This is a genomic window from Pseudomonas sp. Xaverov 259 (assembly GCF_019352915.1).
Lineage (GTDB): Bacteria > Pseudomonadota > Gammaproteobacteria > Pseudomonadales > Pseudomonadaceae > Aquipseudomonas.
In genome coordinates this window covers 705,678-728,871 of sequence record NZ_JAAAFV010000057.1, presented here as the reverse complement: position 1 = coordinate 728,871, position 23,194 = coordinate 705,678, and the positions used below count along the sequence as shown (strand labels likewise).

Sequence of the window (23,194 nt, the reverse complement as noted above, 5' to 3'; positions counted from 1 at the left end):
CTCCACAGGAAATCAGCGCTGGGCTTTAGGCCTTGAGGGTTTTAACGCCTTCAGAAGTACCCAGCAGCAACACATCCGCCGGGCGCGCCGCGAACAGGCCATTGGTCACCACGCCGACGATCGCATTGATCTGCGACTCCAGCTCCACCGGGTTGGTGATCTGCATGTTGAATACATCAATGATGATGTTGCCGTTGTCGGTCAGCACGCCTTCACGGTATACCGGGTCGCCGCCCAGTTTCACCAGCTCGCGGGCCACGTGGCTGCGGGCCATCGGGATCACTTCCACTGGCAGCGGGAAGGCGCCGAGCACCGGCACCAGCTTGCTGGCGTCGGCGATGCAGATAAAGGTCTTGGCCACGGCTGCAACGATCTTTTCGCGGGTCAGGGCTGCGCCGCCGCCTTTGATCAGGTTCAGGTGCTCGTCGCTTTCATCGGCGCCGTCGACGTAGAACTCCAGGTCGCTCACGGTATTGAGCTCGTACACTGGAATGCCGTGCCCTTTAAGGCGCGCGGCGGTGGCTTCGGAGCTGGCCACGGCGCCGTCGAATGCGCCCTTGTGCTGGGCCAGCGCGTCGATAAAGCAGTTGGCGGTGGAGCCGGTGCCGACACCGACGATGCTTTTATCGTCGAGTTTAGGAAGGATTAAATCGACGGCGGCTTGGGCCACTGCCTGTTTGAGTTGATCCTGGGTCATGCGGGCTCCGGAACGGGCGGGGAGTTATCGAGGGCGGCGAGTATAACCCAACAAAACCTCGGGATTCGTGTGGTCGCCCGGCCAAAAGCCGGGTTAGACTCCTTGGCCCTGCCCAACTCGCCCAGTGATTCCCGCCGATGCTTGAACAGTACGTCAAAAAGATCCTTACCTCGCGCGTTTACGACGTTGCCGTAGAAACCCCATTGCAGACCGCTCGCCAGCTCTCCGAGCGGCTGGGTAACAAGGTCTGGCTCAAGCGTGAAGACTTGCAGCCGGTGTTCTCGTTCAAGATTCGCGGTGCCTACAACAAGCTCACCCAACTGAGCGCCGAAGAGCGCGCGCGCGGTGTGGTCACCGCCTCGGCGGGCAACCACGCCCAGGGCCTGGCCCTGGCGGCCAAGGTGCTGGGGGTGAAAGCCACCATCGTGATGCCCAAGACTACCCCGGAAATCAAGGTTGAAGGCGTGCGCTCGCGGGGCGGTAAAGTGGTGCTGCACGGTGACTCCTTCCCGGAAGCCCTGGCCTACTCGCTCAAACTGGTCGACGAAAAAGGCTACGTCTACATTCACCCCTACGATGATCCGCACACCATTGCCGGGCAGGGCACCGTGGCGATGGAGATTCTGCGCCAGCACCCTGGGCCTCTGGACGCGATTTTCGTACCCGTGGGCGGCGGCGGGCTGATCGCCGGGATTGCGGCGTATGTGAAATACCTGCGCCCGGAAATCAAGATCATCGGCGTCGAGCCGGACGACTCCAACTGCCTGCAAGCCGCCATGGCCGCAGGCGAGCGCGTAGTGTTGCCGACCGTCGGCATCTTTGCTGATGGCGTGGCGGTGGCGCAGATCGGCCAGCACACCTTTGATATCTGCAAAGACTATGTGGATGAAGTGATCACCGTCAGCACCGACGAGATCTGCGCGGCCATCAAGGACATCTACGACGATACTCGCTCCATCACCGAGCCTGCGGGCGCGCTGGGCGTGGCGGGTATCAAGAAATACGTGGAAACCCGTGGCGTGACCGGCCAGACCCTGGTGGCCATCGACTCCGGCGCCAACGTCAACTTCGACCGCCTGCGCCATGTGGCCGAGCGCGCCGAGCTGGGTGAAGGCCGCGAGGCCATCATCGCCGTGACCATCCCCGAGCAGCCGGGCAGCTTCAAGGCGTTCTGCGAGGCCGTGGGCAAGCGCCAGATCACCGAATTCAATTACCGCTACCACTCCGGCCGCGAGGCGCACATCTTCGTCGGCGTGCAGACTCACCCGGAAAACGACCCGCGCAGCGCCTTGATCGCCAGCCTCACCAGCCAGGGCTTCCCGGTGCTGGACCTGACCGAAAACGAGCTGGCCAAGTTGCACATTCGCCATATGGTGGGCGGGCATGCGGCCAAAGTCAGCGACGAGCTGGTGTTTCGCTTCGAATTCCCCGAGCGTCCGGGCGCGCTGTTCAACTTTCTTAACAAATTAGGCGGGCGCTGGAACATCTCGATGTTCCACTATCGCAACCACGGCGCAGCCGACGGCCGTGTGGTCGCGGGCCTGCAAGTGCCGGCAGACGAGCGCCACCTGGTGCCGGCCGCGTTGGCAGAAATCGGCTACCCGTATTGGGATGAGAGCGAAAACCCGGCTTACCAGCTGTTCCTCGGTTGAGCGACTACGCTGACTGGGCGGCCTTTAAGGAATCAAGACCATGGAAACGCTGACCACCCTCAAGGTTATCCACATCACCGCCACCGTGTTGCTGTTGCTCAGCGGCCTCGGGCTGGCGGTACTGGCCTGGCGCAAACGCAGCGCCGGCCCGACGGTTACCGTGCAACGCCCCTGGGCGTTCGTGTGGTTGCTGATGGGGGTTTGCGTGGTGAGCATGCCGTTCACCGGCTGGTGGCTGGTGCATTTGCTCGGCTGGCCGCTGGGGCAAACCTGGATTTTGGGCTCCAGCATTCTCTACACCGTGGCGGCACTGGCGTGGTTCTGGCTGGTGGCGCGGCTTAACCGCCTGCGATTGGGCGGTGGCGGCAACCTGAATTTCACCCTGATACTGGCGGTGGTCAGCCTGGCGGGGTTTGTGGCGATTGCCGGGTTGATGGGCGCCAAGCCGGTTTAACGGCATGAATATCCTGCTCGTCGGCGCCACCGGCTTTGTCGGTGGCCACTTGCTGCGCGCTCTGCAGCAGGCTGGGCACAGGGTGATCGCGACGTGTCGCAAGCCGGTAAGTCAGGGCTGGCCAGGGGTGCAATGGCAGGCGCTGGATTTGGGCCGGTTGGCTGCCGACCCGGGTTGCTGGGTATTTCCAGAATCGGTCGATTTAGTCATCAATGCGGCGGGATTGCTGAGCGTGGATGCGGCCGAGTTGAGCCGCGTCCAGGACCAGGGCGCCCGCGCGCTGTTTGATCTGGCCGCCCGTCACGGTGTGCGAGTGCTGCAGATCTCTGCCCTCGGCGCCTCAGCGCAATCGGATGTGCCATTTCTGGCCAGCAAAGGTGCTGCTGACGACTATCTGCTGAGCCTTGGCGTACCCGCGGTGGTGCTGCGGCCTTCGCTGGTGGTGGGTGAGGGTGGCGCCAGCAGTGCCTGGTTGGCGGGGCTGTCGCCCTGGCCGCTGATTCCCTTGCTGGACCTCAACGCTCAACTGCAGCCGGTGCATATCGACGATCTGGTCGGCGCGGTGCTGGCCGTGTTGCGCCAGTGGCCGGGCGAATCATTGGTACTGCCGTTGGTGGGGCCAGAGCCGATGCGGCTCGCCAAAGTCATTGACCACCTGCGTGTCGCTCAAGGCTGGCGCGCAGGCCGGTACCTGCAAGCGCCATTGCTGGGGTTGGGCGGCTGGCTGGGTGATCGCCTGGGCTGGCGCGCCTTGAACTCACAAAGCATCGCCCTGGCCCAGCGGGATAATGTCGCCGACCCCGAGGTGCTGGCGTCGGTTTGCGGCTACACCGCCGCGCCGCTTGCCTCACGCCTGCACGGCTGGCCCACGGCGGCCCAAAGCAGCCAGCGCACCCTCCGCCCGCTGATGCTGGCGGTATTGGTGCTGATCTGGCTGGGCACGGCGGCGGTCTGCGTGGGGCCGGGTTACGCCTGGGGCTTGCGCATCATGGCCGAGGCCGGTGTGCAGGGCACTTGGGCGACACTGGCCGTCATCGCCGGCGCGGTGTGTGATGGCCTGTTGGGCCTGGGGTTGCTGGTTGCGCGCTGGCGCAGGGCGGCATTGATCCTGCAATTGCTGTTGATGGGCAGTTATACCGTGATTATCAGCATAGTCCTGCCCCATTACTGGTTTGATCCCTACGCGGCAGTCGCCAAAAATCTGGTACTCATGGTGGCGACCCTTTGGCTCCTCTGGATTGAGCCTTTTTCGACTGAGCCGCGCCGATGAACACTTACCTGTTGTTGAAAACCCTGCATATCCTGTCCTCGACCATCCTGTTCGGCCTGGGGGCGGGCTCGGCGTATTACGCCTTGCGCGCCTGGCGCAGCGGCAAGGTGGAAGTGATCGCGGTAACCTTCAAACACCTGGTGTTCGCGGATTGGGCATTTACCACGACCACGGCGGTTTTTCAGCCGTTGAGTGGCATCGGCCTGATGTATCTGGCGGGCTGGTCGATGCAGCAGAGCTGGTTGCAGTGGACGTTCGCGTTGTACGTGCTGGCGGGTGTCTGCTGGCTGCCGGTGGTGTGGCTGCAGATTCGTGTGCACAAGATGGCGGAGCAAGCGTTGCGCGATGGCACGGCGATGCCGATCAAGGCCGCGACTTATATGCGCTGGTGGTTTGGCCTGGGCTGGCCGGCGTTTCTGGCGTTTCTGGTGATTTTCTATTTGATGGTGGCCAAGCCGATGTAGGGCTTGGGATCGAGGTGATTTCATCGCAGGCAAGCCAGCTCCCACATTTTGATCTGTGAATACATCCAAAGTGTGGGAGCTGGCTTGCCTGCGATGGCGTCATCAGCCGCGCAGGGTAATCACCGGCCAGCCACGCTTCTCGGCTTCAGCGCGCAAATTCGGGTCTGGATCCACTGCCACCGCATGCGCCACCTGCTCCAGCAACGGCAAGTCATTCATCGAATCGCTATAGAAGTAGCTGTCTTCCAGGCTGTACCCGGTTTCTTCCAGCCAACGGTTCAGGCGCGTCACTTTGCCTTCACGGAAGCACGGGATATCCGTGCTGCGCCCGGTATACCGGCCGTTTTCCATCTCGCATTCAGTGGCGATCAGGGTTTCTACCCCGAGCAGTTCGGCAATCGGCGCGGTCACGAAACGGTTGGTGGCGGTGATGATCACCAGTTTGTCGCCCGCGGCGCGGTGCTTGGCCAGCAGCTCCACGGCGAGCGGCAGCATCAGCGGATTGATGCAGTCGCGCATGAAGTCGCGGTGCCATTCGTCCAGCTGGGCCATCTCGGTGCGACCAAGGATTTCCAGGCTGAAGTTCAGGTAGGCGGCGTTGTCGAGCTTGCCGGCCAGGTAATCCTGGTAGAACTCGTCGTTGCGGGCTTTGTAGGCCACTGGGTCAAGAATCCCACGCTCACACAGGTAATCGCCCCACGCGTGATCGCTGTCACCGCCGAGAAGGGTGTTGTCCAAGTCGAATAAAGCCAGGCGCATTGCAGTTACTCGCTGAAAAGTCTGTAAAAAGGCGTCCAGAATACGGTCTTTTCACAAGAGTGCACATAAGGTAAGAAGCCTCGTTGCCGCTGGAACAACCTTTGTGGAACAATGCGACGACATGCGTTTGCGAGGTTGTTGCCGTGATCGACCCCGATGGTTTCCGTCCTAATGTCGGGATTATTCTTACGAATGATGCCGGACAGGTGCTATGGGCTCGCCGAATCAACCAAGATGCCTGGCAGTTTCCTCAAGGTGGAATCAACCCCGACGAAACCCCTGAAGACGCCTTGTACCGTGAGTTGAATGAAGAAGTCGGCCTTGAGCGCGAAGATGTGCAAATTCTGGCCTGTACCCGTGGCTGGTTGCGCTATCGTTTGCCGCAACGCCTGGTGCGTACCCACAGCCAACCGCTGTGCATCGGCCAGAAGCAGAAATGGTTTCTTTTGCGCCTGATCTCCAACGAGCAGCGGGTGCGGATGGATTTGACCGGTAAACCGGAGTTCGATGGCTGGCGTTGGGTCAGCTATTGGTACCCGTTGGGCCAGGTGGTGACATTCAAGCGCGAGGTTTATCGTCGCGCTCTCAAAGAGCTTGCCCCGCGCCTTTTAGCGCGCGACTGACGACGGAGTTCGACCCCGAGCCATGCTCAATACGCTGCGCAAGATCGTCCAGGAAGTTAACTCCGCCAAGGATCTCAAGGCGGCGTTGGGGATTATTGTGTTGCGCGTCAAGGAAGCCATGGGCAGCCAGGTCTGCTCGGTTTACCTGCTGGACCCAGAGACCAACCGTTTTGTGCTGATGGCCACCGAGGGCTTGAACAAGCGCTCCATCGGCAAAGTCAGCATGGCGCCCAATGAAGGTCTGGTGGGCCTGGTGGGGACGCGTGAAGAACCCCTGAACCTTGAAAACGCGGCCGATCACCCGCGTTATCGCTACTTTGCCGAAACCGGTGAAGAGCGCTATGCCTCGTTCCTCGGCGCACCGATCATTCACCACCGCCGCGTCGTCGGCGTGTTGGTCATCCAGCAAAAAGAGCGTCGCCAGTTCGACGAAGGTGAAGAAGCCTTCCTCGTGACCATGAGCGCGCAGCTTGCCGGGGTTATTGCCCACGCCGAGGCGACCGGTTCGATCCGTGGCCTGGGCCGTCAGGGCAAGGGCATCCAGGAAGCCAAGTTCGTCGGCGTGCCAGGTTCACCGGGCGCTGCGGTCGGTACGGCGGTGGTCATGCTGCCGCCGGCCGACCTCGATGTGGTGCCGGACAAGACCGTCGATGACATCGACGCTGAAATCAAACTGTTCAAGACCGCCCTGGAAGGCGTGCGCGCCGACATGCGCAACCTGTCGACCAAGCTGGCCACGCAACTGCGCCCCGAAGAGCGCGCGCTGTTCGACGTGTACCAGATGATGCTCGACGACGCGTCCCTGGGTAACGAAGTCAAAACCGTGATCAAGACGGGCCAGTGGGCACAGGGCGCGCTGCGCCAGGTGGTCACCGATCACGTCAACCGTTTCGAACTGATGGACGACGCCTACCTGCGTGAGCGCGCCTCGGATGTGCGCGACCTCGGCCGCCGTCTGCTGGCCTACTTGCAGGAAGACCGCACCACCAACCTGGTTTACCCCGACAACACCATCCTGATCAGTGAAGAACTGACCGCCACCATGCTCGGCGAAGTGCCAGAGGGCAAACTGGTGGGTTTGGTGTCGGTATTGGGTTCGGGTAACTCCCACGTCGCGATCCTGGCTCGGGCCATGGGTATTCCGACGGTAATGGGCCTGGTGGACCTGCCGTATTCCAAGGTCGACGGCATCGACATGATCGTCGACGGCCATCGCGGCGAAGTCTTTACCAACCCCAGCGAGCTGTTGCGCAAGCAATACGCCGAGGTGGTGGAAGAAGAGAAACAACTGGCGCTGGGCCTCGATTCGCTGCGCGAGCTGCCGTGCGTAACCCTCGATGGCCACCGTGTGCCGCTGCTGGTCAACACCGGCTTGCTGGCCGATGTGGCCCGGGCGCAACAGCGCGGCGCCGAAGGGGTGGGGCTGTACCGCACCGAAGTGCCGTTCATGATCAACCAGCGTTTCCCGAGCGAGAAGGAGCAGCTGGCGATTTATCGCGAGCAACTGTCCGCCTTCCACCCGTTGCCGGTGACGATGCGCAGCCTGGACATCGGCGGCGATAAGTCACTGTCGTATTTCCCGATCAAGGAAGACAACCCCTTCCTTGGCTGGCGCGGCATTCGTGTAACCCTCGACCACCCTGAAATTTTCCTCGTCCAGACCCGCGCGATGCTCAAGGCCAGCGAAGGCCTGAACAACCTGCGCATTCTGCTGCCGATGATCTCTGGCACGCACGAGCTGGAAGAAGCGCTGCATCTTATCCACCGTGCCTGGGGCGAAGTGCGCGACGAAGGCGCCGACGTGCCGATGCCACCGATTGGCGTAATGATCGAAATCCCGGCGGCGGTGTACCAGGCCAAAGAACTGGCACGGCAGGTGGACTTCCTCTCGGTCGGCTCCAACGACCTGACCCAATACCTGCTGGCCGTAGACCGCAACAACCCACGGGTGGCCGACCTCTACGACTACCTGCACCCGGCAGTGCTGCAAGCACTGCAACATGTGGTGCGCGACGCCCATGCCGAAGGCAAGCCGGTGAGCATCTGCGGCGAAATGGCCGGCGACCCGGCGGCGGCGGTGCTGTTGATGGCGATGGGCTTTGACAGCCTGTCGATGAACGCCACCAACTTGCCGAAGGTGAAGTGGATGCTGCGTCAGGTTGAACTGAGCATGGCCAAGGACCTGCTGGCCGAGTTGATGACCATCGACAACCCGCAAGTTATCCACAGCTCGCTGCAACTGGCGCTGAAGAACCTGGGGCTGACGCGGATGATCAATCCGGCATCTGCAAAAACCCTGTAGGGCCTGGCGTGATCGTTCCCACGCTCTGCGTGGGAATGCATCCAGTGACGCTCCGCGTCACGCCTTCAAGAGCGGACGCAGAGCGTCCAGGGCGGCATTCCCACGCAGAGCGTGGGAACGATCAACATCATCAAATGCTCAGTTCGACCTCACCCAACCGCCCACCCAGTGGCCCAAAACTACGCTCCACCATCTGTCGCGACCCATCGGCATTCACAATCAGCGCTGTACTCGCCCGCGTCCCATAACTGGGGCTGGCGATAAACACGCTGGACAGCAGGCTCTCGGTCGCCAGGCCCACGCCGGTGTCCGGCAAGTCGGCAAATGGCGCGGTCTGCGGGTCGCTCAAAATATCCAGCAAGGCCTGTGGCTGTGGGTGCTCTAGCAATTCACTCAACGCCGCCCTGGCTTTGAGCAATTTGGGCCAGGGCGTATTCAGCCCGGCATTCGACAGCCCATAAACCCCAGCCTCCAGCCGCGTGGGCTCGGTCTCGTTGGCGTTGTAATGCCACAGCTCATCCCGTGTACCCACCAGCAGGTTAAAGCCGGAATATTCAATCGAACGGCCGTTAACATCGGCTAGATAGTCGTCAATTGGCAGTGATCCACTGAGAAAGCGCGCTACCAATTCCCCTCGGGACTTGCGTGCCGGCGGCTGGTGCGGGTCGCGAATATTAGTCAGCGCAGCAAAACGACCGTCGGCGTTTACGCCAAGCCAGGTGCCACCGGCTTCCTGGTCGCGACCGGCATAGACATGCGGCGCATCCGGCCACTGAGCCAGCGGCAGGCTGGGGCGAGCATAGAATTCATCACGGTTGGCCGCGACGATCAGCGGCTGGGCGTGGCCCGGCCGCCAGGCGAAAACAATCAGGCACATAGGCGTTCCCTTTGTGTTTTGCTCACTCTACCCATACAACGGATGGCTATCCATCGTATCGAAGTTGGGCCGAGCGCCTTCCATCCGTTAACATGCCGGGCTAATGGGCGCTTCTGAACTTCTTAATTTGAAATTGCGGCTGTAACGCAGGCTTAATCCCACACCGGCATGGTCGGGTGCGCCATGACTAATGATTTAACGAGGAGTCGCAATGCTGCCTTACCCGCAGATCAACCCGGTGGCCGTGGCCATCGGTCCGCTGCAAATCCACTGGTACGGGTTGATGTACCTGATCGGCATCGGCGGTGCATGGCTGCTGGCTTCCCGGCGCCTGAACCGTTTCGACCCGACCTGGACCAAGGAGAAGCTCTCCGACATGGTGTTCTGGATGTCGATGGGCGTGATCGTCGGCGGACGCCTCGGGTATGTGCTGTTCTACGATCTTCCAGCCTATATCGCCAACCCGACCCTGATTTTCGAAGTGTGGAAGGGCGGCATGGCGTTCCACGGTGGCTTCGTCGGTGTGATGATCGCAGCGTGGTGGTTCGGCCGCCGCAACGGCAAGTCGTTCTTCCAGCTGATGGACTTCGTCGCACCGTTCGTGCCGATTGGCCTGGGCGCCGGGCGTATCGGTAACTTTATCAACGCCGAATTGTGGGGCAAGCCGAGCGACGTGCCGTGGGCCATGGTGTTCCCACCCTTCAGCGACCCGGCGCAACTGCCGCGCCACCCGTCGCAGCTCTACCAGTTCGCCCTGGAAGGTGTGGCACTGTTCCTGATTCTTTATATCTTCTCGCGCAAGCCACGCCCAACCATGGCGGTTTCCGGCATGTTTGCGTTGTTCTACGGGATCTTCCGCTTCATCGTCGAGTTCGTCCGCGTGCCGGATGCGCAGCTGGGTTACCTGGCGTGGGGCTGGCTGACCATGGGTCAGATCCTCAGCATGCCGATGATCCTGGCGGGCCTGGGCCTGCTGTGGTGGGCGTACAATCGCCCGCAAGGCATCAAGAACGCCGCGCTTTAAATTCGAACGCCGAGGCTTTTGCGAGCCTCGGCTTCTTTGATACGGGTAAAAACATGAAGCAATATCTCGAACTACTGAACGACGTCGTGACCAATGGATTGACCAAGGGCGATCGCACCGGCACCGGCACCAAGGCCGTGTTTGCCCGTCAGTATCGGCATAACTTGGCCGACGGCTTCCCGCTGCTGACCACCAAGAAGCTTCATTTCAAAAGCATCGCCAACGAATTGATCTGGATGTTGAGTGGCAATACCAACATCAAGTGGCTGAACGAAAACGGCGTGAAAATCTGGGACGAATGGGCCACCGAAGACGGCGACCTCGGCCCGGTGTACGGCGAGCAGTGGACCGCCTGGCCCACCAAGGACGGCGGCACCATCAACCAGATCGACTACATGGTCGACACGTTGAAGAACAACCCTAACAGCCGTCGCATCCTGTTCCACGGCTGGAACGTCGAATACCTGCCGGACGAAACCAAGAGCCCGCAGGAAAACGCGCGCAACGGCAAGCAAGCCCTGCCGCCGTGCCACCTGCTGTACCAGGCGTTTGTGCATGACGGCCATCTGTCGATGCAGTTGTACATCCGCAGCTCCGACGTATTCCTCGGCCTGCCGTACAACACCGCCGCGCTGGCGTTGCTGACCCATATGCTGGCCCAGCAATGCGACCTGATCCCGCACGAGATCATCGTCACCACTGGCGACACCCATGCCTATAGCAACCATATGGAACAGATCCGCACCCAGCTGGCGCGCACGCCGAAGAAACTGCCGGAGCTGGTGATCAAGCGTAAGCCGGCGTCGATCTATGACTACAAGTTCGAAGACTTCGAGATTGTGGGTTACGACGCCGATCCGAGCATCAAGGCTGACGTGGCGATCTAAAGCCTGCTTCGGTCAAATGTGGCAACTGGCTTATGTGGGAGCTGGCTTGCCTGCGATAGCCATAGGTATCTACACAACGTTTGAAGGCAACCAATTTCTCCTGTGGCGAGCAGGCTTGTCCTGCGTTGGGCTGCGAAGCAGCCCCTAACCCAGACGCTGAGCTCTTTCAGGAAAAATGCGCTGCCTTTACTGGGGCCGCTTCGCAGCCCAACGCAGGACAAGCCTGCTCGCCACAACAACCCACCTGTCGCAGACTTCGTGTTAACCGGTTGTGTAGATACCTATGCTGCGATAGCGGAGTGTCAGGCGATATCAATGCCTCTGATCCACCGCTATCGCAGGCAAGCCAGCTCCCACAGTTCTTTTGTGTGCGCCTTAATGCCCGTGGCTTCTGCCCACATGCGAAGGCTCCGCTTCGCTGGCCGCCACACTGCCGCTGACCTCCAGCCGCTGCAAAATCCCGCACTGGTCCAGATCCGGCCCGCCGCCGCAGCGTTGGCGCAGGTCGAGCAATTGCGCCTGCAACGCCAACAGCCCATCGATCCGCGCTTTTACATGGTGGATATGCTCGTCGATCAGCGCATTCACACTCTCGCACTGGTCCTGTGGGCTGTCGCGTAGCCCCAGCAGGCTGCGGATTTCTTCAAGCGTCATGTCCAGGCTGCGACAGTTGCGGATAAAGATCAGCCGTTCGGTGTGCGCCTGGGTGTACACGCGATAGTTGGCATCGGTGCGTGCCGGGGGCGGCAGCAGGCCTTCTTTCTCGTAATAACGGATGGTTTCCACCTGACAATCGGTCAGTTTGGCCAATTCGCCGATCTTCATCGCAGCAATCTCCAAATGGGTGCTTGACCCTATAGTGGCTACAGGGTCTTTACTTGGCAACAGGCACCTTTACGGACGCGACAGAATGAGCGATTCCATCCACACCCCGAAAAAACATGATCACAAGCACGACCATGCTCATGACCATAGCCACGAACATAGCCACGAACATAGCCACGAACATGGCCACGAACATGGCGCCAAGCTGACGCCGGTCACAAAGCATGAGCATGGCAGCCATGGCGACTCCTGCTGTTCCAGCAAGGCAGCGCCTGCCGTGGTCACGCTGAGCGAAGCGCCGACAGCCGGCTCGCGCCTGAGCACCTTCCGCATCGAAGCCATGGACTGCCCCACCGAGCAGACGCTGATCCAGAACAAACTGGGCAAGCTCGCCGGTGTGCAGCAGCTGGAATTCAACCTGATCAACCGCATCCTCGGCGTCACCCACGACCTGCCGAGCACTGCGCCGATCATCGCGGCGATCAAATCCATCGGCATGCAGGCCGACCCTATCGAAGAGGGCACGCCCGCCGCTGCGCCGCCCGCCAAAAAGCATTGGTGGCCGTTGGCGGTGTCCGGCGTAGGCGCGTTGGGCGCTGAAGTGCTGCATTTTACGGGCGTGGCACCGACTTGGCTGATTGCCCTGGTGGCACTGGTGTCGATCCTCAGTGGCGGCCTCACCACCTATAAAAAGGGCTGGATCGCCCTGAAAAACCTCAACCTGAACATCAACGCGCTGATGAGCATCGCGGTGACCGGCGCGATCCTGATCGGCCAGTGGCCGGAAGCGGCCATGGTGATGTTCCTGTTCACCGTAGCTGAGCTGATCGAAGCCAAGTCCCTGGACCGTGCGCGCAACGCCATCAGTGGCCTGATGCAGATGACACCGGAACAGGCTACGGTGCAGCAGGCCGACGGCTCGTGGCTCGAACAGGAAGTAAAAAGCATTGAATTGGGCGCTATCGTGCGGGTAAAACCCGGCGAGCGCATTGGCCTGGACGGTGAGGTCACCGCCGGTCAATCCACCATCGATCAGGCGCCGATCACCGGCGAAAGCCTGCCGATTGAAAAAACCGTGGGCGATAAAGTTTTCGCCGGCACCATCAACCAGGCCGGTTCCCTTGAATACAAGGTCACCGCTGCGGCTAACAATTCCACCCTGGCGCGCATCATTCACGCGGTGGAACAGGCCCAAGGCGCACGGGCGCCGACCCAGCGCTTTGTCGACAGCTTCTCGAAGGTCTACACCCCGGCAGTCTTCCTGTTTGCCCTGGGCGTGGCGATTATCCCGCCGCTGTTCATGGCCGGCGTATGGTTCGACTGGATCTACCGCGCCCTTGTACTGCTGGTGGTCGCGTGCCCATGCGCCCTGGTGATTTCCACCCCGGTGACCATCGTCAGCGGCCTGGCGGCTGCGGCGCGCAAAGGCATCTTGATCAAGGGCGGCGTGTACCTGGAGGGCGGTTACAAGCTCGACTACCTGGCCCTCGACAAGACCGGCACCATCACCCACGGCAAACCGGTGCAAACCGATTACCTGGCGCTGTTCCCCACTGTCGAAGACAGCGCACCCGCCCTGGCGGCCAGCCTGGCCGGGCGCTCCGACCACCCGGTGTCGCTGGCTATAGCCAAGGCAGCTGTGGATAAAAATCTGCCAAGCCACGTTGTGGATAACTTCGAGGCCCTGGCTGGTCGCGGTGTGCGTGGCGACATCAACGGCGAAACCTACCACTTGGGCAACCACCGTCTGGTGGAAGACCTGGGCCTGTGCTCGCCGGCGCTGGAAGAAAAGCTGTTCGCCCTGGAAAAACAAGGCAAGTCCGTGGTGCTGCTGCTCGACAAGTCCGGCCCGCTGGCATTGTTCGCCGTGGCCGACACGGTAAAAGACAGCAGCCGCGAGGCTATCCAGCAGCTGCACGAGCTGGGCATCAAGACCCTGATGCTCACCGGCGACAACACCCACACCGCCCAGGCGATTGCGGCGCAGGTTGGCATCGATCAGGCCCAGGGCGACCTGTTGCCCACCGACAAACTGCAAGCCATCGAAACCCTCTACGGCCAAGGCCGCCGGGTAGGCATGGTCGGCGACGGTATCAACGACGCTCCGGCGCTGGCCCGTGCCGAAATCGGCTTTGCCATGGCCGCAGCGGGCACCGACACGGCGATCGAGACCGCCGACGTGGCGTTGATGGACGATGATCTGCGCAAGATTCCGGCATTCATTCGTCTGTCGCGGCAAACGTCGAGTATCCTCAAGCAGAACATCGCCCTGGCGTTAGTGATCAAGGCGATCTTCCTGGCAGTCACCTTCCTCGGCATGGCGACCATGTGGATGGCGGTGTTCGCGGACATGGGCGTGAGCCTGCTGGTGGTGTTCAATGGTCTGCGCCTGTTGCGCAAATAGACGATGAGAGGGCGGTGTGCTGAGTGCTGAGTTAAAGGCGTTTTTTATGGTCGCCCGCCTGGGCAGCATTACCCAGGCGGCGAAAAAACTCGGCCTGAGCCAGCCCACCGTCACCACCCAGATTCGCAACCTCGAAAGCCAATACGGCGTTGAACTGTTCTACCGCGGCGGGCGCCGCCTCACCGTCAGTGACGACGGCGCGCGCTTGCTGCCGATGGTCAAGGTGCTGTTGCAGCAGGAAGCCGATATCGAGTTTTTCCTGCGCAATACTGGCCAGGTCCAAGGCGCCTTGAGGATTGCCGCCACGGCGCCGTACTACATCCTCGATCTGGTCAAAGCCTTTCGCGAACGCCTGCCCCATGTGGACGTCTCGGTGGAAATCGGCAATTCCCAACAGGTGCTCGAAGCACTGGACGATTACCGGGTCGATGTCGCTGCCTCCTCGCAACTGCTCGAAGACCCACGCCTGATCCGCCGCGTGCTGGGCACCGACCCGCTGGTGCTGGCGGTGCATCGCAATCATCCCCTGGCCAAGCTTGAACATGTGCCGCTGAGCGCGCTCGCCGGGCATACCTTGCTGATGCGCGAAGCCGGCTCCACCACGCGGCGGCTGACTGAAGAGATGTTGCAGGGCGCAGGCGTGAGTTACGGGCCGTTGCTGGAAATCGGCAGCCGTGAGTCGATTCGCGAGGCGGTGTTGCGCAATATCGGCATCAGCATCATCGCCCGCCAGGAAGTGCCCCATGACCCGCAACTGCGGGTGCTGACCATCGAGAACGCGCCGCAGATTCCCGAGTATTTGTACTGCCTCAAGGAGCGCAAAGGCGCGCGGTTGCCGGCGGCGTTTCTGGGTTTGGCGCAGGAAATGTCGCCGCTCTGATCGTTCCCACGCTCCGCGTGGGAATGCCGCCCTGGACGCTCCGCGTTTGTTCTTGGGTGTCGTGACGCGGAGCGTCACAAGATGCATTCCCACGCAGAGCGTGGGAACGATCGCCTTACACCCAAATCCACCAATACCACTATCACCGCCTTTTGCCTTTCTGCCACATCAAGGACGCATTGCCCGCCTAGCATGGCCTTTATCAGTTTGATGAGGTGCCTTGCATGAACACAGCCCTGACCCAACCCGGCGCGCCAATGAAGGTGCGCGGTATCCAGAAACGCTTTGGCGCCTTCACCGCGCTGGACAACGTGTCCCTGGAAGTCGCTGCCGGCGAGCTGGTGTGCCTGCTGGGCCCGTCCGGCTGCGGCAAGACCACCTTGCTGCGCTGCATCGCTGGCCTGGAGCGCCAGGACAGCGGTGAGCTTTACCTGGGCAACCGCGATGTTTCCCTGCTGCCGCCGCAGGCGCGGGACTACGGCATTCTGTTCCAGTCCTACGCGCTGTTTCCCAACCTGACTGTCGAAGCGAACATCGGCTACGGCCTTACCGGCAGTGGTCGCGACGAAGTGCGCAAGCGTGTCGGGCAGATGCTTGAACTGGTCGGCCTGGTCGGCAGCGAAAAAAAGTACCCCGGCCAACTCTCCGGCGGCCAACAACAGCGCGTCGCCCTGGCCCGCGCCCTGGCACCGGCGCCATCGCTACTGCTGCTGGACGAACCCATGTCGGCCCTCGACGCCCGTGTGCGCGAGCATCTATGTACCGAGTTGCGCCAATTGCAACGGCGCCTGGGCATTACCACGCTGATGGTCACCCACAACCAGGACGAGGCCATGCTGATGGCCGACCGCATCGCGGTAATGAACAACGGCAAGGTCGAGCAGTACGCCACGCCCCAGGAAATCTACGACCGCCCGGCCACGCCGTTTGTGGCGGAGTTTGTCGGCCAGGGCAACTGGCTGCCGTTCAGCCGCAGCAGTGACAGCCATGCCCAGGTCGGCGGCTTGCACATGCGCCTGGATGACAGCGCCAGCAAGGCCAAGTCCGGCCGCTTGTTCTGCCGCCCGGAAGCCATCAGCGTCAACCCGCTGGTGCATGAAGAAAACCTGTTCCCGGCCAAGGTCCGCGAGATCACCTTCCTCGGCAACCGCTGCCGCATGAGCTTTGAGCTGGAGCAATTGCCAGGCCACCCGCTGTTGGCCGAACTGGCCCCCGAAGCCATGCCGCGCCTGGGCGCGCAGGATATCTGGGTGGCTTTGCCGCCGCGCAGCCTGCAGGTGTTTGCCTGAGATGGCTGCTGATATGAGTCTGCCGATACCCGACCACGTGGCTCGTCAGGTTTCCCGCGCTGAGCTTGGCGACCGCCTCTTCGTAGTCGGCGGCAAGCTGCTTTGGTTACTCCTGCTGGGCATGGCGGTGTTGTTGCCGCTGCTGGCGATCTTCTGGCGCGGCTTCAGCAGCGAAGCCGGGCAGGGCGGCGGGCTGGTCGCGGCGCGGGAGCTGGTAACCAGCGCCAACTTCCATTGGCTGTTGGGCAACAGCCTGAAAGTGTCCCTCAGCGTGGCGGCCATCGTCGTACCGCTGGCCTACCTGTTTGCCTACGCACTGCAACGCACGCTGATCCCCGGCAAGCCAATCTGGCGCGGCCTGTCACTGCTGCCATTGATGGCCCCGTCGATGTTGCCGGGTATTGCGCTGGTCTATCTGTTCGGTAACCAAGGCATGTTGCGTGGCTTGCTCTCGGACAATATCTACGGCTTCTGGGGCATTGTGCTGGGTGAAGTCATCTACACCTTCCCACACGCCCTGATGATTCTGCTGTCGGCGCTGTCCCTGGCGGATGCGCGCCTGTTCGATGCCGCCTCCAGCATGGGCGCAAGCTCCGCCCGGGCGTTTCGCAGCATCACCTGGCCGGCCACGCGCCAGGCGGTGTTCGCGGCGTTTTGCCTAGTGTTCACCCTGACCATCACCGACTTCGGCGTGCCCGTGGTGGTCGGTGGCGATTATCAGGTGTTGGCGCTGGAAGCCTACAAGGCGGTGGTCGGCCAGCAACAATTCGGTCGCGGCGCCTTGATCGGCATGGTGTTGTTGTTGCCGGCGCTGTTCAGCTTTGCTGTGGACGCCTGGCTGCGCCGCCGTCATGGCGATTCCATGAGCGGCCGCGCCCAGGTGTTCCAACCCGCGCCGTCGCGCTTAAGGGATGGCTGCTACCTGGCGATTGTGCTGTTGATTTGCGCCGTGTTGCTGCTGGTGTTCGGCATGGCGGTGTACTCCTCGCTGGTGAAGTTCTGGCCGTACAACCTGTCGTTATCGCTCAATCACTACCAGTTTGAAGACACGGCCGGCGGCGGCTGGCTGGCCTATCGCAACAGCCTGACCATGGCCCTGTGCGCCGCGCTGATCGGCAGCGTGCTGATCTTCACTGGCGCCTACCTGATGGAAAAGACCAAGGGCCAGAAAGGCCTGAACCTGGCGCTGCGCATGCTCAGCTTTGTGCCGATGGCCGTGCCCGGCTTGGTGCTGGGCCTGGGTTACGTGTTCTTCTTCAACCTCAACGGCAACCCGCTGCACGTGTTCTACGGCACCATGACGTTGCTGGTGGTGTGCACCATTGCGCACTACCTGACCACCGCGCAAATGACCGCAACCACCGCGCTGCGCCAGTTGGATGCCGAGTTCGAAGCCGCCGCGCTGTCCCTCAAGGCGCCGCTGTACCGCCACTATCTGCGCGTCACCGTGCCGATCTGCCTGCCCGCGTTGCTGGACATCGTGCGCTACCTGTTTGTGTCGGCGATGACTACCGTGTCCGCCGCGATCTTCCTCTACAGCCCCGACACCATCCTCGCCGCCGTCGCCGTGTTGAACATGGACGACGCCGGCAATGTGGGCGGCGCTGCGGCCATGTCGACCCTGATCCTGTTCACCTCGGCCGGCGTCTCGCTGCTGCTGGCGTGGGCCTCACGTGGCGCTTTGCGCCGCTCCCAAGCCTGGCGCCAAACCGCGCCCGGCCAATAAAAATCCCTGAAGGAGGTGCTCCATGTTCAAGCCCTTGGCCCTGGCCGCTGCTCTGCTCAGCGCATTCAGCCTGAATGCCTTTGCCGCCAAAACCGAATTGACGGTGTACACGGCCCTCGAAGCCGAGCAGTTGAAGACCTACAAACAAGCCTTCGAAAAAGCCAACCCGGATATCGATATCAAGTGGGTGCGTGACTCCACCGGTATCATCACCGCCAAACTGCTGGCCGAAAAAGCCCGCCCGCAGGCTGACGTGGTGTGGGGGTTGGCCGCGTCCAGCCTGGCGATCCTCGATCAGCAGGGCATGCTGGATAACTATGCGCCCAAGGATCTGGACAAGATCGGCAAAAACTACCGCGACGCCGCTAACCCACCGGCCTGGGTCGGCATGGACGTGTGGGCTGCGACCATCTGCTTCAACACCGTCGAAGCCGAGAAACAAGGCCTGAGCAAACCGGTGAGCTGGCAAGACCTGACCAAGCCTGAGTACAAGGGCAAGATCGTGATGCCTAACCCGGCATCGTCCGGCACCGGCTTTCTGGATGTGAGCGCCTGGCTGCAGACCTTCGGCGAGAAGCAGGGCTGGCAGTACATGGACGACCTGCACCAGAACATCGGCCAGTACGTTCACTCCGGCTCCAAGCCGTGCAAGCTGGCGGCTTCCGGGGAATTCCCGATTGGTATTTCGTTTGAATACCCGGCCGTGCAGCTCAAACGCCAAGGCGCGCCGTTGGACATCATCCTGCCTAAAGAAGGCTTGGGCTGGGACATCGAAGCGACTGCCGTGATCAAGGGCACCAGCCACGCCGACGCCGCGAAAAAACTTGCCGACTTCTCCGCCAGCCCCGCTGCGATGGAGCTGTACAAGGACAACTTCGCCGTCCTCGCCCAGCCGGGTATCGCCAAGCCACAGACCGAATTGCCGGCTGACTACGAACAGCGCTTGATCAAGAACGACTTCGCCTGGGCCTCGAAAAACCGTGACAGCATCCTGACCGAGTGGCGCAAGCGCTATGACGGCAAGTCCGAGAAGCAGTAACTGATGATCGTTCCCACGCTCCGCGTGGGAATGCGGCCCTGGACGCTCCGCGTCCGCTTTTGGAAGTCGTGACGCAAAGCGTCACTGGATGCGTTCCCACGCAGAGCGTGGGAACGAGAGGAACACATGAGTAGCGATCTGCTGATCATCGGCGCCGGCATCCTCGGCCTTTCCCACGCCTACGCCGCCGCCAAACGCGGCCTCAAGGTCAAGGTCTTCGAGCGCAGCGCCACACCGCTGGGCGCCTCCGTGCGCAACTTCGGCCAGGCACTGGTCACCGGCCAACCCCCTGGGCCGATGCTCGATCTGGCACGGGAAAGCCGTGATATCTGGGGCCAATGGGCGAAGGTGGCGGGCTTGCAGCTCAAGCGCAACGGCTCCTACCTGTTCGCCCGCACCGAAGCCGAAGAGCATCTGCTGGAAGCTTTCTGCGCTGGCCGGGCGCAAGAACACGGCTACAACGTCCAGCTGCTGCAAGGCGCGGCGATCAAAGACCTGTACGGCGGCCAGTTCCGCCATCACCGTGCCGCGCTGCATGGCAAGGATGATCAGCAACTGTATTCGCGCGAAGCGATCCCGGCGCTGATCAATTATCTGGCCCAGGAATTGAAGGTGCAGTTCTATTTCTCCACCCTGGTGCGCGACGTTGAGCCTGGCCAGGTACACACCACCGCGGGCAGCTTTCGCGGTGAGCAGGTCATCGTATGCTCCGGCCACGATTACCAGACGTTGTTGGCCGATTCGATGGCCGAGCTCAACCCGAGCATCTGTCGCCTGCAAATGCTGCGCGCCCGGCCTGCGCTCAACCTGAACCTGCAACACGCATTGCTCACGGGCCTTAGTTGCGTTCACTACGGCGCGTTTGCCGACCTGCCGGAAGCTGCGCCGGTGCAGGCGCAGATCCTGCGTGAAGCGCCCCACCTGCAAGAGCACGGGATTCACTTGCTGATCAGTCCGACACCGCAGGGCGAGCTGATCATCGGCGACTCCCATGACTACGGCAGCGACGCATCGCCGTTCAATGCCGAGCAAGTCGATGACTGGCTGATCGAGCTGGCGGAGCAGACGCTGGGCTGCAAAATCCAGATAGTGGAACGCTGGCAAGGTGTGTACGGCTCACGCGGCCCGGCGCCGTTTTCATTCCTGCGTGTGGCGCGGGGCGTGAGCGCGGCGTTGATGCACTCGGGCGTAGGCATGAGTGTGGGCCCGGCAATGGCCGAGCGAAATATCACAGCATTGTGGGGACGCGCATGATGAACCCGGAACAGGCAATCACCGAAGTCTTCGGCTTGTACGAACAGCACGGCGCGGCCGATTACATCGGCGAGCCGGTGTCGCAGATCGAGCACATGTCCCAGGCTGCGCAACTCGCTATGGCCGAAGGCTTCGACGATGAAGTGGTGCTGGCGGCGTTTTTCCACGACATCGGGCACCTCTGCGGGCAGGGCGGCGAAAACATGGGTGGCTATGGCGTGGTCAGCCACGAGCGCCTGGGCGCGGATTATCTGCGCCGCGCAGGTTTCGGCGAGCGCATGGCCAAGCTGGTGGAATATCACGTGCAGGCCAAGCGCTACCTGACCTTCAGCCAGCCGGACTACTACGCGCGCTTGAGCGAAGCCAGTCGCCGTACCTTGGGTTATCAGGGTGGCGTAATGACAGCCGCAGAGGCCCAGGCCTTTGAGCAGGATCCGCTTTGCCACGTCAGCCTGCGCATGCGCCACTGGGATGAGCAGGCCAAGCAAATGCACGTGCCCGTGGTCGACTTGGACCTGCTGAAAGCCAAGGCACGTGGCCTGCTGGCAGCCGGTGTCGGCAGTTAGCACGCCTGTCGGCGCTCTTTCATACCCGCGGTTCAGACGTCATGAACTCTTAAATGGCCAAGACCTGGAATAGCCTTGGGTCTTGCCCATTTTAGAGACATTCCCATGCGTTATTTAAAAGCGACCGCTCAGGACCGCAGCGGTAACGGTAAGGCTGATACCGTCATCGTGCACCTTTATGAGCGCCAGACCGGCGAGCCGGATGCATTGAGGCATGAAGCCCTGGCGGTGGACATGGACGGCGACTCGGTGATCGATGTGCAGTGCGCCGGTGATATCAACCGTGATGGGCAGAGCACCATTCGAGATAAACAACTGTTCAAGGCATTTGCCAATGCGTTTTTAAAACTCGGTTGGTTCAACAAAGGCGACAGTTCCCAGCGCACGTTGAGCGTGTATGTGGACCATTACGATAAGCAAGGCAAACCCAATGCCATCAAGTTGCAACTCCACGATTTGCTGGGCGGGGTTCGCAAAGAGAGCCTGACATGCAGCGCCGCAGCGTATGACGCTGACAGCAATGGTGTGCTCGAGACCTTTACCAACAGTGATATCGATGGAAACGGTGTCGCCGATAAAGTGGATAAAGAATTGATGCGAGTACTGGGCACCCTTTTTCTGGAGATGCGGTGGTATGAGACTGACGCAACTGCCGGACGAGTTGGCGCGCATAGCGACCGCTGTTGATACATCAGCTGACGGCCTGGTCGGCTATCAAATTACTGAAGACATTGATGGTGTTGGTATACGCCTGGCACCGGTTTTGTGCCGCGAGCTGGTTGTTGATTTCTATTGATCAGTTTTTTAATTACAACCGAGATAAATATGCGTTATTTAAAAGTCACCGCTCAAGACCGCAGTGGTAATCGGCGCGCAGATACCGTGTTTCTACATTTCTATGAACGCAGTGCTGCTGGGTTTGACGAGGTGGTTCATGAAGCGTTTGTCGTTGATATGGATGGCGATGCCAGCGTGGATCTGCAGACGGTTGTGGACATCGAGGTGGATGGCAAGAGCACCGTCATCGACAGCCACATGATCAAGACGTTTGCTAACACCTTTCTTAAACTGAACTGGTTTAATTACGGTGAAAGTTGGAAGCGCACGTTGGTAATCATCGCCATCCATGAGTACGAAAAACGCCCGCCCAACGGTGTGCAACTTAATTTTCTGGACCGGCGCAGTACAGGGCGTAAACCAACGTTGGCTTATCAGGCCTCAGCCTTTGATGGCTACGGGAATGGCGTCCTGGAATGGTTTACCCATACCGATGTGGATAAAAACGGCGTAGTTGATCAGGCAGACAAAGAGCTGATCCGTTCCTTGTGCAGTAGTTTCCTTGGGTTCAAATGGTACAAAGACAACAGCATTTGACTTACGTCTGCCGATAACAGCTAGCGTGAATTCATACGACAAACCGGGACGCGACGGCTAGAGGCACGAGTGCAGGCGTTATTACTCTCTGTGGTTCTTCAATTAATAAAGCGAGAGTAGGTGATGCGCTATTTGAAAGCGACTGCCCAGGACCGTAGCGGTAATGGCAGGGCTGATATGGTTATTCTGCAATTTTTTGAGCGACCTGCTGGCGATCCTGATGAACTGGTCCATGAGGCGGTGGCTGTTGATATCACCGCCGATGGTGCCACCGAGATCTTGTTACCAGGCGATATCAATTTTGATGGTTATAGATCGGCGGAAGATAAGGCGTTGCTCAAGACATTTTCAGATGTTTTCCTGCAACTGAACTGGTTCAATCCTGGCGAAACCTGGCGGCGTTACCTGACGATGCGAGTCGCCCGCTGGTCTGGGGGAGGCGTGCCTAATATGCTTAAGCTGAGTTTTCATCAGTGTTGTACATCACAGGGCAGACGCGTCTTGATGCATAGCGTCGTGGGCTATGACGGCGATAATGATGGCATCGTGGAGTCGATTACCCACTCGGGTCCGAAGCGCGATTGTAGTGGCGATCATCGGGATAGCGACGCCACTAAAGCCTTGTGTGACGCTTTCCTGGCATTTGGTTGGCATACTTCGGCGCGATTCAAAACGGTTTGATGTTTGCCTCAGTGCGTTGAGACAAACGTCTACCCATGGCAGGGTGAATTCATACGTTCAGTCCAGAAGCGTCGACTAGCGACGCTTTTGCCAGCTTCATTACTCTCATGTGACTTCAGCCACGCAAGAGAAAAGATGATGCATTTT

Annotated in this window: 22 protein-coding genes; 18 read left to right on the top strand and 4 right to left on the bottom strand. The window is 60.7% G+C overall.

Going from position 1 to position 23,194, the window contains the following annotated elements:
* Window positions 1–25: 25 nt before the first annotated feature.
* Window positions 26–697 carry a ribose-5-phosphate isomerase RpiA gene (gene rpiA / locus K0H48_RS26180; RefSeq protein WP_219269897.1) on the bottom strand — a complete coding sequence of 224 codons (672 nt, stop codon included), beginning with the start codon at window positions 695–697 and terminating at the stop codon, window positions 26–28.
* A 137-nt stretch (window positions 698–834) separates the two neighbouring features.
* On the opposite strand from rpiA, the gene ilvA reads away from it, so the two are divergent.
* From ilvA to K0H48_RS26160, 4 genes are read left to right on the top strand one after another with little or no spacing between them, the layout of a single operon-like run.
* The gene (gene ilvA / locus K0H48_RS26175) at window positions 835–2,349 is read left to right on the top strand and encodes a threonine ammonia-lyase, biosynthetic (protein ID WP_056857657.1); all 1,515 of its coding nucleotides are present in this window, start codon (window positions 835–837) and stop codon (window positions 2,347–2,349) included.
* A 40-nt stretch (window positions 2,350–2,389) separates the two neighbouring features.
* Window positions 2,390–2,803, top strand: a complete 414-nt coding sequence (locus K0H48_RS26170; RefSeq protein WP_219269895.1) for a DUF2269 family protein — start codon at window positions 2,390–2,392, stop codon at window positions 2,801–2,803.
* A 4-nt stretch (window positions 2,804–2,807) separates the two neighbouring features.
* Window positions 2,808–4,073: an SDR family oxidoreductase gene (locus tag K0H48_RS26165; RefSeq protein WP_219269893.1), complete on the top strand. Its 1,266-nt coding sequence runs from the start codon at window positions 2,808–2,810 to the stop codon at window positions 4,071–4,073.
* On the top strand, window positions 4,070–4,537 hold the full coding sequence (locus tag K0H48_RS26160) for a DUF2269 domain-containing protein (protein WP_138813425.1): 468 nt from the start codon (window positions 4,070–4,072) through the stop codon (window positions 4,535–4,537). Before K0H48_RS26165 ends, K0H48_RS26160 begins: the two co-directional genes overlap by 4 nt.
* A 102-nt stretch (window positions 4,538–4,639) precedes the next feature.
* Here K0H48_RS26160 and K0H48_RS26155 read toward each other — a convergent pair whose 3' ends face one another.
* Window positions 4,640–5,296, bottom strand: coding sequence for an HAD family phosphatase (locus K0H48_RS26155; protein WP_138813426.1), 657 nt, complete (start codon window positions 5,294–5,296; stop codon window positions 4,640–4,642).
* Window positions 5,297–5,439: 143 nt separating this feature from the next.
* Here K0H48_RS26155 and K0H48_RS26150 point away from each other — a divergent pair, with 143 nt between their 5' ends.
* Together K0H48_RS26150 and ptsP are read left to right on the top strand one after the other, a co-directional pair.
* A complete protein-coding gene (locus tag K0H48_RS26150; protein WP_003176750.1) occupies window positions 5,440–5,919 on the top strand; it encodes an RNA pyrophosphohydrolase in 480 nt (159 codons plus the stop codon).
* 22 nt (window positions 5,920–5,941) lie between these two features.
* Window positions 5,942–8,221: a phosphoenolpyruvate--protein phosphotransferase gene (gene ptsP, locus K0H48_RS26145; RefSeq protein ID WP_017139499.1), complete on the top strand. Its 2,280-nt coding sequence runs from the start codon at window positions 5,942–5,944 to the stop codon at window positions 8,219–8,221.
* A gap of 130 nt (window positions 8,222–8,351) precedes the next feature.
* Here ptsP and K0H48_RS26140 read toward each other — a convergent pair whose 3' ends face one another.
* On the bottom strand, window positions 8,352–9,098 hold the full coding sequence (locus K0H48_RS26140) for an NRDE family protein (RefSeq protein WP_219269891.1): 747 nt from the start codon (window positions 9,096–9,098) through the stop codon (window positions 8,352–8,354).
* A 211-nt stretch (window positions 9,099–9,309) separates the two neighbouring features.
* Here K0H48_RS26140 and lgt point away from each other — a divergent pair, with 211 nt between their 5' ends.
* A complete protein-coding gene (gene lgt / locus K0H48_RS26135; RefSeq protein ID WP_017139497.1) occupies window positions 9,310–10,122 on the top strand; it encodes a prolipoprotein diacylglyceryl transferase in 813 nt (270 codons plus the stop codon).
* A gap of 53 nt (window positions 10,123–10,175) precedes the next feature.
* Complete coding sequence (locus K0H48_RS26130) at window positions 10,176–11,009, top strand: thymidylate synthase (protein ID WP_017139496.1); 834 nt, start codon at window positions 10,176–10,178, stop codon at window positions 11,007–11,009.
* A 375-nt stretch (window positions 11,010–11,384) separates the two neighbouring features.
* Here K0H48_RS26130 and cadR read toward each other — a convergent pair whose 3' ends face one another.
* Window positions 11,385–11,834 (bottom strand): Cd(II)/Pb(II)-responsive transcriptional regulator, encoded by a 450-nt coding sequence (cadR, locus tag K0H48_RS26125; protein WP_017139495.1) that lies wholly within the window; start codon window positions 11,832–11,834, stop codon window positions 11,385–11,387.
* Window positions 11,835–11,919: 85 nt separating this feature from the next.
* On the opposite strand from cadR, the gene K0H48_RS26120 reads away from it, so the two are divergent.
* From K0H48_RS26120 to K0H48_RS26075, 10 genes are all read left to right on the top strand, one after another.
* Window positions 11,920–14,238 carry a heavy metal translocating P-type ATPase gene (locus K0H48_RS26120; protein ID WP_219269890.1) on the top strand — a complete coding sequence of 773 codons (2,319 nt, stop codon included), beginning with the start codon at window positions 11,920–11,922 and terminating at the stop codon, window positions 14,236–14,238.
* Between the two features lie 16 nt (window positions 14,239–14,254).
* Window positions 14,255–15,118, top strand: coding sequence for a LysR family transcriptional regulator (locus tag K0H48_RS26115; protein ID WP_056857666.1), 864 nt, complete (start codon window positions 14,255–14,257; stop codon window positions 15,116–15,118).
* A 224-nt stretch (window positions 15,119–15,342) separates the two neighbouring features.
* Complete coding sequence (locus K0H48_RS26110; RefSeq protein ID WP_017139492.1) at window positions 15,343–16,407, top strand: putative 2-aminoethylphosphonate ABC transporter ATP-binding protein; 1,065 nt, start codon at window positions 15,343–15,345, stop codon at window positions 16,405–16,407.
* Between the two features lies 1 nt (window position 16,408).
* Window positions 16,409–18,133 carry a putative 2-aminoethylphosphonate ABC transporter permease subunit gene (locus K0H48_RS26105; protein WP_219269888.1) on the top strand — a complete coding sequence of 575 codons (1,725 nt, stop codon included), beginning with the start codon at window positions 16,409–16,411 and terminating at the stop codon, window positions 18,131–18,133.
* A gap of 22 nt (window positions 18,134–18,155) precedes the next feature.
* Window positions 18,156–19,172 carry a putative 2-aminoethylphosphonate ABC transporter substrate-binding protein gene (locus K0H48_RS26100; protein WP_219269886.1) on the top strand — a complete coding sequence of 339 codons (1,017 nt, stop codon included), beginning with the start codon at window positions 18,156–18,158 and terminating at the stop codon, window positions 19,170–19,172.
* Window positions 19,173–19,298: 126 nt separating this feature from the next.
* Window positions 19,299–20,426 carry a TIGR03364 family FAD-dependent oxidoreductase gene (locus K0H48_RS26095; RefSeq protein ID WP_219269884.1) on the top strand — a complete coding sequence of 376 codons (1,128 nt, stop codon included), beginning with the start codon at window positions 19,299–19,301 and terminating at the stop codon, window positions 20,424–20,426.
* A complete protein-coding gene (locus tag K0H48_RS26090) occupies window positions 20,426–20,992 on the top strand; it encodes a phosphonate degradation HD-domain oxygenase (protein WP_219337612.1) in 567 nt (188 codons plus the stop codon). The genes K0H48_RS26095 and K0H48_RS26090 overlap by 1 nt, the downstream gene beginning before the upstream one ends.
* 75 nt (window positions 20,993–21,067) lie before the next feature.
* Window positions 21,068–21,679, top strand: a complete 612-nt coding sequence (locus tag K0H48_RS26085) for a hypothetical protein (RefSeq protein ID WP_307877384.1) — start codon at window positions 21,068–21,070, stop codon at window positions 21,677–21,679.
* 138 nt (window positions 21,680–21,817) lie between these two features.
* Window positions 21,818–22,366, top strand: a complete 549-nt coding sequence (locus tag K0H48_RS26080) for a hypothetical protein (RefSeq protein ID WP_138813434.1) — start codon at window positions 21,818–21,820, stop codon at window positions 22,364–22,366.
* 123 nt (window positions 22,367–22,489) lie between these two features.
* Window positions 22,490–23,047: a hypothetical protein gene (locus K0H48_RS26075; RefSeq protein WP_219269883.1), complete on the top strand. Its 558-nt coding sequence runs from the start codon at window positions 22,490–22,492 to the stop codon at window positions 23,045–23,047.
* Window positions 23,048–23,194 lie beyond the last annotated feature (147 nt).

Bases quoted from the DNA above. Each gene is read 5' to 3' on its own strand.
- K0H48_RS26095 (WP_219269884.1), top strand. From the start codon at position 19,299: ATGAGTAGCGATCTGCTGATCATCGGCGCCGGCATCCTCGGCCTTTCC.
- K0H48_RS26165 (WP_219269893.1), top strand. From the start codon at position 2,808: ATGAATATCCTGCTCGTCGGCGCCACCGGCTTTGTCGGTGGCCACTTG.
- ptsP (WP_017139499.1), top strand. From the start codon at position 5,942: ATGCTCAATACGCTGCGCAAGATCGTCCAGGAAGTTAACTCCGCCAAG.
- rpiA (WP_219269897.1), bottom strand. From the start codon at position 697: ATGACCCAGGATCAACTCAAACAGGCAGTGGCCCAAGCCGCCGTCGAT.
- K0H48_RS26160 (WP_138813425.1), top strand. From the start codon at position 4,070: ATGAACACTTACCTGTTGTTGAAAACCCTGCATATCCTGTCCTCGACC.
- cadR (WP_017139495.1), bottom strand. From the start codon at position 11,834: ATGAAGATCGGCGAATTGGCCAAACTGACCGATTGTCAGGTGGAAACC.
- K0H48_RS26130 (WP_017139496.1), top strand. From the start codon at position 10,176: ATGAAGCAATATCTCGAACTACTGAACGACGTCGTGACCAATGGATTG.
- K0H48_RS26075 (WP_219269883.1), top strand. From the start codon at position 22,490: ATGCGCTATTTGAAAGCGACTGCCCAGGACCGTAGCGGTAATGGCAGG.
- K0H48_RS26155 (WP_138813426.1), bottom strand. From the start codon at position 5,296: ATGCGCCTGGCTTTATTCGACTTGGACAACACCCTTCTCGGCGGTGAC.
- K0H48_RS26090 (WP_219337612.1), top strand. From the start codon at position 20,426: ATGAACCCGGAACAGGCAATCACCGAAGTCTTCGGCTTGTACGAACAG.
- K0H48_RS26100 (WP_219269886.1), top strand. From the start codon at position 18,156: ATGTTCAAGCCCTTGGCCCTGGCCGCTGCTCTGCTCAGCGCATTCAGC.
- K0H48_RS26140 (WP_219269891.1), bottom strand. From the start codon at position 9,098: ATGTGCCTGATTGTTTTCGCCTGGCGGCCGGGCCACGCCCAGCCGCTG.
- K0H48_RS26120 (WP_219269890.1), top strand. From the start codon at position 11,920: ATGAGCGATTCCATCCACACCCCGAAAAAACATGATCACAAGCACGAC.
- lgt (WP_017139497.1), top strand. From the start codon at position 9,310: ATGCTGCCTTACCCGCAGATCAACCCGGTGGCCGTGGCCATCGGTCCG.
- K0H48_RS26105 (WP_219269888.1), top strand. From the start codon at position 16,409: ATGGCTGCTGATATGAGTCTGCCGATACCCGACCACGTGGCTCGTCAG.
- K0H48_RS26080 (WP_138813434.1), top strand. From the start codon at position 21,818: ATGCGTTATTTAAAAGTCACCGCTCAAGACCGCAGTGGTAATCGGCGC.
- K0H48_RS26170 (WP_219269895.1), top strand. From the start codon at position 2,390: ATGGAAACGCTGACCACCCTCAAGGTTATCCACATCACCGCCACCGTG.
- ilvA (WP_056857657.1), top strand. From the start codon at position 835: ATGCTTGAACAGTACGTCAAAAAGATCCTTACCTCGCGCGTTTACGAC.
- K0H48_RS26110 (WP_017139492.1), top strand. From the start codon at position 15,343: ATGAACACAGCCCTGACCCAACCCGGCGCGCCAATGAAGGTGCGCGGT.